Annotated in this window: 12 protein-coding genes; 9 read left to right on the forward strand and 3 right to left on the reverse strand. The window is 59.0% G+C overall.

The window, feature by feature from the left end; genetic code table 11:
* The first annotated feature begins 10 nt into the window (after positions 1 to 10).
* The 9 genes from nuoI (at position 11) to AACY19_RS01870 (ending at position 8,843) form a co-directional block, all read left to right on the forward strand.
* Complete coding sequence (nuoI, locus tag AACY19_RS01830; RefSeq protein WP_075120557.1) at positions 11 to 559, forward strand: NADH-quinone oxidoreductase subunit NuoI; 549 nt, start codon at positions 11 to 13, stop codon at positions 557 to 559.
* A gap of 9 nt (positions 560 to 568) precedes the next feature.
* A complete protein-coding gene (nuoJ, locus tag AACY19_RS01835; protein ID WP_007951462.1) occupies positions 569 to 1,069 on the forward strand; it encodes an NADH-quinone oxidoreductase subunit J in 501 nt (166 codons plus the stop codon).
* A 3-nt stretch (positions 1,070 to 1,072) separates the two neighbouring features.
* Entirely contained in the window at positions 1,073 to 1,381 is a 309-nt protein-coding gene (gene nuoK / locus AACY19_RS01840) for an NADH-quinone oxidoreductase subunit NuoK (protein WP_003180046.1), read from the forward strand.
* Complete coding sequence (gene nuoL / locus AACY19_RS01845) at positions 1,378 to 3,231, forward strand: NADH-quinone oxidoreductase subunit L (RefSeq protein ID WP_339447367.1); 1,854 nt, start codon at positions 1,378 to 1,380, stop codon at positions 3,229 to 3,231. Before nuoK ends, nuoL begins: the two co-directional genes overlap by 4 nt.
* Positions 3,232 to 3,270: 39 nt before the next feature.
* On the forward strand, positions 3,271 to 4,803 hold the full coding sequence (gene nuoM, locus AACY19_RS01850; RefSeq protein WP_203418622.1) for an NADH-quinone oxidoreductase subunit M: 1,533 nt from the start codon (positions 3,271 to 3,273) through the stop codon (positions 4,801 to 4,803).
* A gap of 7 nt (positions 4,804 to 4,810) precedes the next feature.
* On the forward strand, positions 4,811 to 6,274 hold the full coding sequence (gene nuoN / locus AACY19_RS01855; protein ID WP_339447371.1) for an NADH-quinone oxidoreductase subunit NuoN: 1,464 nt from the start codon (positions 4,811 to 4,813) through the stop codon (positions 6,272 to 6,274).
* A gap of 415 nt (positions 6,275 to 6,689) precedes the next feature.
* Positions 6,690 to 7,040 carry a toxin gene (locus AACY19_RS01860; RefSeq protein ID WP_339447874.1) on the forward strand — a complete coding sequence of 117 codons (351 nt, stop codon included), beginning with the start codon at positions 6,690 to 6,692 and terminating at the stop codon, positions 7,038 to 7,040.
* Positions 7,030 to 7,344 (forward strand): helix-turn-helix domain-containing protein, encoded by a 315-nt coding sequence (locus AACY19_RS01865; RefSeq protein WP_007964870.1) that lies wholly within the window; start codon positions 7,030 to 7,032, stop codon positions 7,342 to 7,344. The genes AACY19_RS01860 and AACY19_RS01865 overlap by 11 nt, the downstream gene beginning before the upstream one ends.
* 173 nt (positions 7,345 to 7,517) lie before the next feature.
* Positions 7,518 to 8,843: an OprD family porin gene (locus AACY19_RS01870; RefSeq protein ID WP_339447374.1), complete on the forward strand. Its 1,326-nt coding sequence runs from the start codon at positions 7,518 to 7,520 to the stop codon at positions 8,841 to 8,843.
* A gap of 768 nt (positions 8,844 to 9,611) precedes the next feature.
* On the opposite strand, the gene AACY19_RS01875 is transcribed toward AACY19_RS01870, so the two are convergent.
* The 3 genes from AACY19_RS01875 to AACY19_RS01885 all read right to left on the reverse strand — a co-directional run bounded on the left by AACY19_RS01875 (position 9,612) and on the right by AACY19_RS01885 (position 13,512).
* The gene (locus AACY19_RS01875) at positions 9,612 to 9,944 is read right to left on the reverse strand and encodes a DUF2790 domain-containing protein (RefSeq protein ID WP_339447376.1); all 333 of its coding nucleotides are present in this window, start codon (positions 9,942 to 9,944) and stop codon (positions 9,612 to 9,614) included.
* 78 nt (positions 9,945 to 10,022) lie between these two features.
* Positions 10,023 to 10,226, reverse strand: coding sequence for a co-regulatory protein PtrA N-terminal domain-containing protein (locus tag AACY19_RS01880; RefSeq protein ID WP_150693910.1), 204 nt, complete (start codon positions 10,224 to 10,226; stop codon positions 10,023 to 10,025).
* A 136-nt stretch (positions 10,227 to 10,362) separates the two neighbouring features.
* Positions 10,363 to 13,512, reverse strand: a complete 3,150-nt coding sequence (locus tag AACY19_RS01885; protein ID WP_339447381.1) for a CusA/CzcA family heavy metal efflux RND transporter — start codon at positions 13,510 to 13,512, stop codon at positions 10,363 to 10,365.
* Positions 13,513 to 13,519 lie beyond the last annotated feature (7 nt).

Raw genomic sequence — 13,519 nt, forward strand, 5'->3', positions numbered from 1 at the left:
GATTTGACCCATGTTCAAATATATTGGCGACATCGTTAAGGGTACTGGTACCCAGTTGCGCAGCCTGGTCATGGTCTTCGGCCATGGCTTTCGCAAGCGTGACACCCTGCAATACCCGGAAGAGCCGGTCTACCTGCCGCCACGCTACCGTGGCCGTATCGTCCTGACCCGCGACCCCGATGGCGAAGAACGTTGCGTAGCCTGCAACCTGTGCGCCGTGGCTTGCCCGGTGGGTTGCATCTCGCTGCAGAAAGCTGAAACCGAAGACGGTCGCTGGTACCCGGACTTCTTCCGTATCAACTTCTCGCGCTGCATTTTCTGCGGTCTCTGCGAGGAAGCCTGTCCGACCACCGCAATCCAGCTGACACCGGATTTCGAGATGGCCGAGTTCAAACGTCAGGATCTGGTGTACGAGAAAGAAGATCTGTTGATCTCCGGCCCCGGCAAAAACCCTGATTACAACTTCTATCGTGTTGCAGGTATGGCAATTGCTGGCAAGCCGAAAGGCGCCGCGCAGAACGAAGCCGAACCGATCAACGTGAAGAGCTTGCTGCCTTAAGGAAGAACGATGGAATTCGCTTTCTATTTCGCATCGGGTATCGCGGTGGTGTCCACGCTTCGTGTGGTCACCAACACCAACCCTGTGCACGCCCTGCTCTACCTGATCATCTCGTTGATCGCCGTGGCCATGACCTTCTTCGCACTCGGCGCCCCGTTCGCCGGCGTGCTGGAAGTGATCGCCTACGCCGGCGCCATCATGGTGCTGTTCGTGTTCGTGGTGATGATGCTGAACCTGGGTCCTGCCTCGGTTCAGCAAGAACGCACCTGGCTCAAGCCCGGCATCTGGGCAGGACCGGTGATTCTCGCCGCCCTGCTGCTGGCCGAACTGCTGTATGTGCTGTTCGCTCACCAGAGCGGGCAGGCCATCGGCCACACCACCGTAGACGCGAAAGCCGTGGGCATCAGCCTGTTCGGCCCGTACCTGCTGGTGGTCGAACTCGCCTCGATGCTGCTGCTCGCTGCAGCCGTCACGGCGTTCCATTTGGGCCGTAACGAGGCGAAGGAGTAAGACATGCCTGCTATCCCTCTCGAACATGGTCTGGCGGTTGCCGGCATCCTGTTCTGCCTTGGTCTGGTCGGCCTGATGGTCCGCCGCAACATTTTGTTCGTGTTGATGAGTCTGGAAGTGATGATGAACGCCTCTGCCCTGGCCTTCATCGTGGCGGGCGCCCGCTGGGCGCAACCGGATGGACAGATCATGTTCATCCTGGTGATCAGCCTTGCAGCAGCCGAGGCCAGTATCGGTCTGGCGATCCTGCTGCAACTGTATCGCCGCTTCCACACGCTCGATATCGACGCTGCCAGTGAGATGCGCGGATGAACCTGATCTTTCTGACTTTCGTATTCCCTCTGATCGGTTTCCTGCTGCTGTCGTTCTCCCGTGGACGCTGGTCGGAAAACCTCTCTGCGCTGATCGGCGTGGGTTCCATTGGCTTGTCGGCGATTGTCGCCGCCTACGTCATCTGGCAATTCAACGTCGCGCCACCTGAAGGCGGTCACTACACCCTGGTGCTGTGGCAGTGGATGGCGGTGGAAGGCTTCAAGCCAGACTTCGCCCTCTACGTCGACGGCCTGTCGATCACCATGCTCGGCGTGGTGGTGGGTGTGGGCTTCCTGATCCACCTGTTCGCGTCCTGGTACATGCGCGGTGAAGCGGGTTACTCGCGCTTCTTCTCGTACACGAACCTGTTTATCGCCAGCATGCTGTTCCTGGTGCTCGGCGATAACCTGTTGTTCCTGTACTTCGGCTGGGAAGGCGTGGGCCTGTGCTCGTACCTGTTGATCGGTTTCTACTACAGCAACCGCAACAACGGTAACGCCGCACTCAAAGCCTTCATCGTGACCCGGATCGGCGACGTGTTCATGGCCATCGGCCTGTTCATCCTGTTCCAGCAAGTGGGCACGCTGAACATCCAGGAACTGCTGGTACTGGCACCGCAGAAATTCCAGGTCGGCGACTTCTGGATCACTCTGGCGACCCTGATGCTGCTGGGTGGTGCGGTCGGTAAATCGGCACAACTGCCGCTACAAACCTGGCTTGCGGATGCAATGGCTGGCCCGACCCCGGTTTCGGCACTGATCCACGCTGCAACGATGGTGACCGCTGGTGTCTACCTGATCGCCCGTACCCACGGTCTGTTCACCCTGGCGCCGGACATCCTGCACCTGGTCGGCATCGTGGGTGGTGTGACGCTGGTACTGGCCGGTTTCGCCGCGCTGGTACAAACCGACATCAAACGTATCCTTGCTTACTCGACCATGAGCCAGATCGGCTACATGTTCCTGGCGCTGGGCGTTGGCGCCTGGGATGGCGCGATTTTCCACCTGATGACCCACGCCTTCTTCAAGGCCCTGCTGTTCCTTGCTTCCGGTGCGGTGATCGTTGCCTGCCACCACGAGCAGAACATCTTCAAGATGGGCGGTCTGTGGAAAAAACTGCCACTGGCCTACGCCAGCTTCATCGTCGGCGGCGCGGCACTGGCGGCCCTGCCACTGGTCACCGCAGGTTTCTACTCCAAGGACGAAATCCTCTGGGAAGCGTTCGCCAGCGGCAACCACGGTCTGCTCTACGCGGGTCTGGTCGGCGCGTTCATGACGTCGCTGTACACCTTCCGCCTGATCTTCATCACCTTCCACGGTGAAGCCAAGACCGAAGCTCACGCCGGTCACGGCATCGCTCACTGGCTGCCACTGTCGGTGCTGATCGTGCTGTCGACCTTCGTCGGCGCCATGATCGTTCCTCCGCTGCACGGTGTTCTGCCGCAAAGCGTTGGTCATGCCGGTGGCGAAGCCAAGCACAGTCTGGAAATCGCCTCGGGCGCCATCGCCCTGGCCGGTATCCTGCTGGCAGCGCTGCTGTTCCTCGGCAAGCGTCGTTTCGTCACGGCCATCGCCAACAGCGGCATCGGCCGTTTCCTTTCGGCCTGGTGGTTCGCTGCCTGGGGCTTCGACTGGATCTACGACAAACTGTTCGTCAAGCCGTACCTTGCGATCAGCCACGTACTGCGCAAAGACCCGCTCGACCAGACCATCGGTCTGATCCCGCGTATGGCCAAGGGTGGTCACACCGCCCTGAGCCGCACCGAGACCGGTCAACTGCGTTGGTACGCTGCTTCGATGGCCGCTGGTGCCGTGCTGGTGATCGGCGCCATCGTGCTGGTAGCGGTCTGATATGAACCTTGCGAATTTGCGAAAGGAAACGAGCCCGTCATGATTCTGCCTTGGCTAATCCTGATCCCCTTCATCGGCGGCCTGCTGTGCTGGATGGGTGAGCGCTTCGGCGCTACCCTGCCCCGCTGGATTGCGCTGTTGACCATGACCCTGGAACTCGCCCTCGGCCTCTGGCTGTGGGCCCACGGTGACTATTCATTTGCTCCGGCGCCTGGCGCCGATCCGACCTGGGCGCTTGAGTTCAAGCATGTCTGGATCCAGCGCTTCGGCATCAACGTGCACCTGGCCCTCGACGGCCTGTCGCTATTGATGATCCTGCTGACCGGTCTGCTGGGTATTCTCTCGGTACTCTGCTCGTGGAAAGAGATTCAACGTCACGTTGGCTTCTTCCACCTGAACCTGATGTGGATTCTGGGCGGCGTTGTCGGCGTGTTCCTCGCCCTCGACCTGTTCATGTTCTTCTTCTTCTGGGAAATGATGCTGGTGCCGATGTACTTCCTCATCGCGCTCTGGGGTCACAGTTCTTCGGACGGCAAGAAAACCCGGATCTACGCAGCGACCAAGTTCTTCATCTTCACTCAGGCTTCCGGCCTGATCATGCTGGTGGCGATCCTCGGTCTGGTGCTGGTCAACTTCAACAACACTGGCGTGATTACCTTCAACTACGCCGACCTGTTGAAAACCAAGATGTCGATGACCACCGAGTACATTCTGATGCTCGGCTTCTTCATCGCCTTTGCGGTCAAGCTGCCAGTCGTACCGTTCCACTCCTGGTTGCCTGATGCCCACGCCCAGGCGCCGACTGCAGGTTCCGTCGATCTCGCCGGTATCCTGTTGAAAACCGCTGCCTACGGTCTGCTGCGTTTCGCCCTGCCGTTGTTCCCGAACGCTTCGGCCGAGTTCGCGCCGATTGCCATGACCCTCGGTCTGATCGGGATCTTCTACGGTGCGTTCCTGGCTTTCGCACAAACCGACATCAAGCGTCTGATCGCCTTCTCTTCCGTTTCCCACATGGGTTTCGTGTTGATCGGCATCTACTCCGGCAGCCAACTGGCACTTCAGGGTGCCGTGATCCAGATGCTCGCGCACGGTCTGTCGGCGGCAGCACTGTTTATCCTCAGCGGTCAGTTGTACGAGCGCCTGCACACTCGGGACATGCGTGAGATGGGCGGTCTGTGGTCGCGTATCGCTTACCTGCCGGCCATCAGCCTGTTCTTTGCAGCCGCGTCCCTGGGCTTGCCGGGTACCGGTAACTTCGTTGGTGAGTTCCTGATCCTGATCGGTTCCTTCGCCAGCGCTCCATGGGTCACAGCGATTGCGACTTCCGGTCTGGTGTTCGGCTCGGTCTACTCGCTGATCATGATCCACCGTGCTTACTTCGGCCCGTCGAAATCGGACGCGGTGCTGCACGGCATGGACGCTCGCGAACTGATCATGGTGCTGGGCCTTGCGGTGCTGCTGATTTACCTCGGCGTTTACCCGCAACCGTTCCTCGACACGTCTGCCGCCACGATGCATGGCGTACAGCAGTGGCTCGGCACCGCCTTCACTCAACTCGCTTCGGCCCGGTAAGAGCGCTATGGAATTCACGATTCAACACTTTATTGCGCTTGCGCCACTGTTGATCACCAGCCTCACCATTATCGTGGTGATGCTGGCAATCGCCTGGCGCCGCAACCACTCGCAGACCTTCCTGATCTCGGTCGCCGGTCTGAACCTGGCCTTGCTGTCGATCCTGCCAGCCCTGAAAGTCGCGCCTCTGGCCGTGACCCCATTGCTGCAAATCGACACCTTCGCTTGCCTGTACATGGCGCTGATCCTGGTCGCCACCCTCGCCTGCGTCACCCTCGCCCACGCTTATCTGGGCGATGGCGGTTCGGGTTACCCGGGCAACCGTGAAGAACTCTACCTGCTGATCCTGATGGCCGCCGCCGGTGGTCTGGTTCTGGTCAGCGCGCAGCACCTGGCCGGCTTGTTCATTGGTCTGGAACTGCTCTCGGTACCGGTTTACGGTCTGGTGGCTTACGCCTTCTTCAACAAGCGTTCGCTGGAAGCCGGCATCAAGTACATGGTGCTGTCGGCGGCCGGTTCCGCGTTCCTGTTGTTCGGTATGGCGCTGCTGTACGCAGACTCGGGTTCGCTGAGCTTCGTTGGTATTGGTCAGGCCCTGGCTGCGACTGGCCTGCCTAGCTCGCTGGCACAACTGGGCCTGGGCATGATGCTGATCGGTCTGGCGTTCAAGCTGTCGCTGGTTCCGTTCCACCTGTGGACGCCGGACGTCTACGAAGGTGCTCCGGCACCGGTCGCCGCGTTCCTCGCGACGGCTTCGAAGGTTGCGGTGTTTGCGGTGATGGTGCGTCTGTTCCAGATCTCCCCTGCTGCCAGCAGTGGCGTACTGAGCGACGTACTGACCGTCATCGCCATCGCCTCGATCCTGTTCGGTAACCTGCTGGCCCTGACCCAGAGCAACCTCAAGCGTCTGCTCGGTTACTCGTCCATCGCGCACTTCGGCTACCTGCTGATCGCCCTGGTGGCGAGCAAGGGTCTGGCGGTGGAAGCCATCGGCGTTTACCTGGTCACCTACGTGATCACCAGCCTCGGCGCCTTCGGCGTGATCACCCTGATGTCCTCGCCGTACAACGGTCGTGACGCGGATGCCCTGTACGAATACCGCGGCCTGTTCTGGCGCCGTCCGTACCTGACCGCCGTGCTGACCGTGATGATGCTGTCGCTGGCGGGTATCCCGCTGACCGCAGGCTTCATCGGCAAGTTCTACATCATCGCTGCCGGTGTTGAATCGCACCAATGGTGGCTGGTCGGTTCGCTGGTTCTGGGCAGCGCCATCGGCGTCTTCTACTACCTGCGCGTGATGGTCACCCTGTACCTGATCGAGCCAAACCTGCGTCGCCACGACGCCCAGCTGCACTGGGAACAGAAGGCAGGCGGCGTGATGCTGCTGGCCATCGCCCTGGTCGCATTCTTCCTGGGTGTGTACCCGCAGCCATTGCTGACACTGGTTCAGCAAGCGGGTCTGGCGGGCTGATTGCTCCGTCGCTTTTAGCTACAAATAGAAACGGCACCTTCGGGTGCCGTTTTTGTTTTTGCGGGCAAGCCCGGCTCCCACAGGTTTCGATGGTGTTCACAAAGTCTGTAACCACCCTGGACCACAGTGGGAGCGAGCCTGCTCGCGAAGGCGTCGGCGCATTCAACCTCTTCTTAGCCTGACACCCTGCCGCTATCGCCATTCGGCGTTGAGCACTGCTGCGGGATTGTTCCGACACGGCTGCCGCGAAGCCTCTTCATAGATCAGTCGAACGTTCCCACCGCCCCCGTCAACTCGTCCTACAGGTGTTTCCACGACCGGCGTCTACCGTTGAAAAAGGGATGAAAAGCAAGGCCAGGAGGCCTTGACCGATTCGATTATCGAGACAAAACTATACGCAGGTAACGTACAAAGCATAGATGCTCTATTTATCGAATTGCCTGTGTTTCAGAAGCACCGAGACGACTATCTGGATGACGATCTGTTCCGCAGCTTTCAACTGGAGCTGCTGAAAAATCCGGAAGCGGGCGATCTCATCGAGGACATAGGCGGGCTTCGTAAAATTCGCTTTGGCGACCAACGAAGAGGGAAAGGTAAGCGCAGCGGATTACGAGTGATTTATTACTGGTGGTCAGGCTTCGATCAGTTCTGGCTCTTTACCGTCTACAACAAAAACGAGCAGGACGATTTGACGCCTGCCCAGAAAAAACTGTTCAGAAAAACACTGGATAGAGAACTCAACGCGAGAACCCACTATGAAACGTGACATTTTTTCCGAACTGATGGATGGACTGGAAGCACTGGCCGATGAACGCCAAGGCAAAATCACTTTGCGTACCCACAAGGTTCAGTTGCCAAAACTGATGCCGATCACTGCGGAGGAAGTGGTAGCCATCCGTCAGCAACTTAATCTTTCCCGGTCAGTATTCGCGATGTATCTACGCACCAACACGCGGACGCTCGAAAACTGGGAGCAAGGACGAGCAACGCCCAATGCTCAGGCCACAACCCTGATCCGTCTGGTCGAGCGTTTTCCACAGACAATCGAACAGCTCGCAGCCTTGACCTGATACAGGGTTTACATTCCAGACACATGACGAAATTGTAATTCCCTCATCACCTTGGCGTTATCCGCAGCTTGCAACGATGTGACCCGGCGACCCTGCCGGCGGGCCCTGCCCCGCCGAACAATAAAACCCACGCCGACGCACGTTCCCGTTCTGCCGAACCCAAGGAGTGTTTGATGGTTAACAATACAAAAATGTCGATGGCCGCTTTAGCGGTGGTGGTCGGCGCCGGGCCGTCCACGGTGTTTGCAGAGGACAAGCCCGAGGGCTTTGTCGAAGGCAGCAGCCTGACGGTGCTCAACCGTAACTTCTATTTCAATCGTGATCATCGCAACGGCCAGTCCAGCCCGACCGGCGACGGTTATTCCGAAGCCTGGGCGCATGCCGTGATCAGCAAGTTCGAATCCGGTTTTACCCAAGGCACCGTCGGGGTCGGGGTTGATGCGTTTGCGATGATCGGTCTGAAGCTCGATACCGGTGACGGGCGAAACGGCGGGCGCAGTTCGTTTGATGTGTTGCCGGTCACCAGTGATGGTGAGGCGCGAGACGAATACACCAAGGTGGGTGGCGCCGCGAAAATTCGGGCGTTTGATACGGTGGTGAGGGTTGGCGATGTGTTCCCGGCCAATCCGCTGGTGGCGGCGGGTGACTCGCGCTTGTTGCCGGAAAGCTTTCGCGGGGTGACGGCGACCAACACCAGCATCGACGGTTTCTCGGTGCAGGGTGGTCGGCTGCATGCCATGAGCCAACCGGTGTCCAGCGACATGCGTGAGAACTTCGCGACCTTCTACGCAGGTCCGGTCAATTCGCCGTGGATCGCTTATGGTGGCGGCGATTATGCGCTGAACAAGAATCTCAGTTTCAGCCTGTACTCCAGTCGGCTCAAGGATGCCTGGAACCAGTACTACGCTGGTACCGCATGGACGTATCCGCTGTCGGACGATCTGTCACTGTTCGGTGGCCTGAACTATTACAAGGCCGTCGATGAAGGCAAGCAACTGCTCGGCGAATTCGACAACAACATCTGGAGTGGGCGCGTCGGCGTCAAGCTTGGTGCCCACTCCGTCGCCCTCTCCCACCAGCGCAACAACGGCAATGACGACTTCGATTACCTGCGTCAGTCCGACTCGATCTTCCTCGACAACTCGATCCAGTACAGCGACTTCAACTCGCCGAAAGAGCGTTCGTGGATGGTGCGCTATGACCTCGACATGAGCACCTATGGCGTACCGGGTCTGTCGTTCATGACCCGTTACGCACGCGGCACCGACGCGGATTATTCCAATGCCAACGCGGTGTACATGCGTCGCGATGCCGAGGGCAATCCGCTGACCGATCAGAAGCGTTGGGAGCGCGATATCGAAGTCAAATACGTGGTGCAAAGCGGCTCGATGAAAGACTTGTCGCTACGTTTGCGCCAGGCCACCACCCGCGCCACGGCGTTCGAGTCGGATCTGGATGAAGTGCGGGTGATTGTCGAGTATCCGCTGGCGATTCTCTGATTGCGCGGTTGATGCAAATTCACCTTTAGAAGCTCCTTGCTCCTTTGGTAAGAGGTGAATCTTTTGGCGTCCTTCGGGGCGCTTTTTTTTGCTCTGCGTTTTGCCGTGGTTGTGTTTTCCAGATTTAGACCCGGCCCTCACCCTAGCCCTCTCCCAGAGGTAGAGGGGACTGACCGAGCGGGCTGTTGAAGATACATCGACCTGAAAAACCGGGGCGTACTTTGGTTTTGAATGGCTTGAAGATCGGCTCCCTTTCCCCCTCGCTCGGCGGCTTCGTGAAGTTTTCGGGTGTCGACGGAGGCGTAGGGGGATGTTGAGTTGGCGTCGGGGATTGCGTCTGCTTAGGGGGGATTTGGGGTTGGCTTTTTCATAATTTTTTACTCAGCTTGAAGGTGGAGCTGGCCCTTTCGGTTCCTCGCGAAAGGGTGGCAGCTGTACGCAGGTTGGAACCCGGGCAACTGAGCAAACCCGACAGACTCGAAGTCTCCCGCGCACAGCCGCCATAACGGAGTGCACACATGAAAGTGCGCAAGCATACGTCCTGAACAGTGCGTTTTGCTTCAGTTGAGCCACGGGGTTCCAATCCCGATCGCTGAATTGGCAGCGACCCACACAGGCTTGAGAGCGGATGTCCGACGGACAACCTGAAACCATTGTGGGAATGGTTCCGCACTTCCAACACAACCTTTAAACATCACGAATTGAAATACAGAACGTATAGGAGCTGCCGAAGGCTCCTACAGGGGACCGCGTTCTGACGTTACAGATTCAGCTCCCGCCGTTTCGACACACGCCCATCACGTTGTACTTGATGGTGTTGAGCTGCCCCTTGGAGTCCTCATAAGTCATGGCCGTTGGCACCACTTTGCACGCAGGCTGCGGCTTCACCACGCTCACCACCTTGACCACGTCCAGCTTCATCCCGTATTCGTAATCCTTCACCACTGGCGCCGGTTTGCCCTGTTGGGCGGCGTACTGCTCCATGGCTTTGCTGTTGGCACTGAGCGCACGTTCGAAAGTGCGGTCACCGCCACCTTCAGCCAGCACATTCACCGACATCGCCATAACAGCGACGAATGCGATCAACTTGAGTACTTTCATATCCCTTTCCTTCCCGTTCAGGCTTAAAAAAAGCCCAGCATCGATGCGCGATGACGGGCTTCTATAAAGGCAGCAGGCTTACAGATCGCGGGTCTTGTCGTCTTTCTTGTCGTTGACGACCACCGGGTTGCCGGCGGCTTTTTCCTTGGCGACGAAGAGTTCCATGGAGCGGTCGTGGCTGGTCATCATCCGCTCGAAAGTGCGGTCACCGCCGCCTTCCGCCAAGGCCACAGAAGAGATCGCCAGAGCGGCTGCGAAGGTACTGAGTTGGGCAAGTTTCATCGTTGATTCCTCGTTTAAGTAACTGACGGGATCAAGGTAACAAGGCGCACCTTTCGTGACGGTGGCGGGGAAATTACATATCCGTTATGTGCCCGGCACTCTTCTGAAGTCGAACACAAAACCTGTAGGAGATTACCTATTCAGATGAAAACGGTTCCTCATCCCGGCGATGGGCGAGTTGGTAGAGCGCCGGCAAGATCAGCAGCGTCAGGATCGTGGAAGACAGAATCCCGCCGATCACAACGGTTGCCAGTGGTCGCTGCACCTCCGCGCCGGTACCGGTCGCAAGCGCCATCGGGATAAACCCCAGCGACGCCACCAACGCCGTCATCAACACCGGCCGCAAACGCGTCAGCGCACCTTCGTGAATGGCAGCGGACAGCGAACGCCCCTCCTCACGCAAATTGCGAATAAACGCAATCATCACCAAGCCGTTCAACACCGCCACCCCGGACAACGCAATAAACCCGACCCCCGCCGAAATCGACAACGGAATATCCCGCAGCCACAGCGCCATGACCCCACCGGTCAGCGCAAACGGAATCCCGGTAAACACCAGCAAACCGTCCTTGAGATTATTGAACATCATGAACAACAACCCAAACACCAGCAGCAACGCCACCGGCACCACAATCTGCAAACGCTTGGCCGCCGATTGCAGTTGTTCGAACTGCCCGCCCCAACTGGTCCAGTAACCGGCCGGCACTTGCACGTCACGTTCGATCACTTCGCCGGCCTCACTGACAAACGAGCCGATATCACGCCCGCGCACGTTGGCGCTGACGATCACCAGTCGTTTGCCGTTTTCGCGGCTGACCTGATTCGGCCCAAGCACCAGGTCGAGGCTGGCGACTTCCTTGAGGGCGATAAAACCAATCTGACTCGCCGAGCCATTCACAGAAGGCACCGGAATCAGCAACGCCGAGAGCCCGCCGATGTCCTTGCGCATCGCATCGGACAAACGCACGACCATTTCGAAACGCCGATCGCCTTCATACAAAATCCCCGCCTGCCGCCCGCCCACGGCGACGGCAATCGTGTCCTGTACATCGCCAACATTCAGCCCGTAACGCGCAGCCTTGTCGCGATCGATGTTGATGGTCAGCACCGGCAACCCGGTGGTCTGTTCGACCTTCACCTCGGATGCGCCGCTTACCTTCTGCATCGCGGCGGCAATTTTCGCAGCGGTGGCATTGAGCACGTCCCTGTCATCGCCGAACACCTTCACCGCGACATCGCTACGTACACCGGAGATCAGTTCGTTGAAGCGCAATTGAATCGGCTGCGACAGTTCATAGTTGCTGCCCGGCAGCGTCGCGGCGGCCGCTTGCAGTTCCGCCATCAGGGTTTCGCGGGACTTGCCCGGGTCCGGCCACTGCTCTTTCGGTTTGAGCATCACGTAGCTGTCGGAGATGTTCGGCGGCATGGGGTCGGAGGCAATTTCGGCGGTGCCGGTGCGGGCAAAAACGCGCTCGACTTCCGGCACCTTCGCCAGAATCAACGTCTCCAGGCGCTGCTGCATGTCCACCGATTGCGTCAGGCTGGTACCCGGCACGCGCAGCGCTTGCAAAGCAAAATCCCCTTCGCTGAGGCTCGGCACAAACTCGCTGCCCAGGCGGCTAGTGAGCACGCCGCTGAGCACAATCACGCCCAGCGCCGCACCAACAGCACCGGCGCGATGCGACATCACCCACGCCAGCGCCGGCGCATACACACGACGCGCGCCACGCATCACTGCGCCCTCTTCTTCCTTGACTTTGCCGGTCACGAACAGCGCAATTGCCGCTGGCACAAAGGTCACCGACAACAGCATCGCGCCAAGCAAAGCGATGACCACGGTAAACGCCATCGGGTGGAACATTTTCCCTTCGACGCCGCTCAGGGCGAAGATCGGCAAGTACACGACCATGATGATCAACTGGCCGAAAATCAGCGGTCGTCGCGCCTCTTTCGCCGCCGCGAACACTTCCTTGAAACGTTCGGCGCGGGTCAGCAAACGACCGTGATACTGCTGCGCATGAGCGAGGCGACGCAGGGTGTTTTCGACGATCACCACCGCACCGTCGACGATGATGCCGAAGTCCAGCGCGCCGAGGCTCATCAGGTTGGCGCTGACCTTGTTGCTGAACATCCCGGTGAAGGTGAACAGCATCGACAGCGGAATCACCATCGCCGTAATCAGCGCCGCGCGGATGTTGCCGAGGAACAGAAACAGAATCGCGATGACCAGAATCGCGCCTTCGATGAGGTTCTTTTTCACCGTGGCAATGGCTTTGTCGACCAGGTGCGTGCGGTCGTACACCGGCACCGCGATCACACCTTGCGGCAAGGATTTATTGATCTGCTCCAGCTTGCTGGCCACCGCTTGCGAGACGGTGCGGCTGTTCTCGCCGATCAACATGAACACCGTGCCGAGCACCACTTCGCGGCCATTTTCCGTGGCCGCACCGCTGCGCAGTTCACGGCCGATATCCACGGTAGCGACGTTCTTCACCCGAATCGGCGTGCCGTCGACGTTGGCCATGACGATGTTGGCAATGTCCTCGGTGCTCGCCACTTGCCCCGGCGCGCGAATCAGCAACTGCTCGCCGCTGCGCTCGATGTAACCGGCGCCGACGTTGGCATTGTTGCGCTCCAGCGCGGTGACCAGATCGGTGAGGGTCAGTTTGTACGCCGCCAACCGTTTCGGGTCCGGCGCGATCTGATATTCCTTGGCGAAACCGCCGATGGTGTTGATCTCGGCGACACCCGGCACGTTGCGCAATTGCGGCTTGATGATCCAGTCCTGAATCACCCGCAGATCGGTCGGCGTGTAGCTTGTGCCGTCGTCCTTAAACGCGCCCTCCTTCGCCTCAACCGTCCACAGAAAAATCTCACCGAGCCCGGTAGAGATCGGCCCCATGACTGCCTCTGCGCCTTCAGGCAATTGCTCCTTGGCAATCTGCAGACGCTCGTTGACCAATTGCCGGGCGAAGAACAGGTCGGTGCCATCCTTGAAGATCACCGTGACCTGCGACAAGCCTGAGCGCGACAGCGAACGGGTCTGCTCCAGCGCTGGCAAACCGGCCATCGCGGTTTCAATCGGGAAGGTGATGCGCTGCTCGGTTTCCAGCGGCGAAAACCCGGCGGCGCCGGTGTTGATCTGCACCTGGACGTTGGTGATGTCGGGTACGGCGTCGATCGGCAGTTTTTGATAACTGGCGATACCGAGGCCGGCCATGAGCAGAACGGCGAGCAGCACGATGATGCGTTGCTCGATGGCAAACTGGATCAGGCGTTCGAACATGAGGACC

The sequence above is a fragment of the Pseudomonas sp. EA_5y_Pfl2_R50 genome (genome assembly GCF_963970475.1).
Lineage (GTDB): Bacteria > Pseudomonadota > Gammaproteobacteria > Pseudomonadales > Pseudomonadaceae > Aquipseudomonas.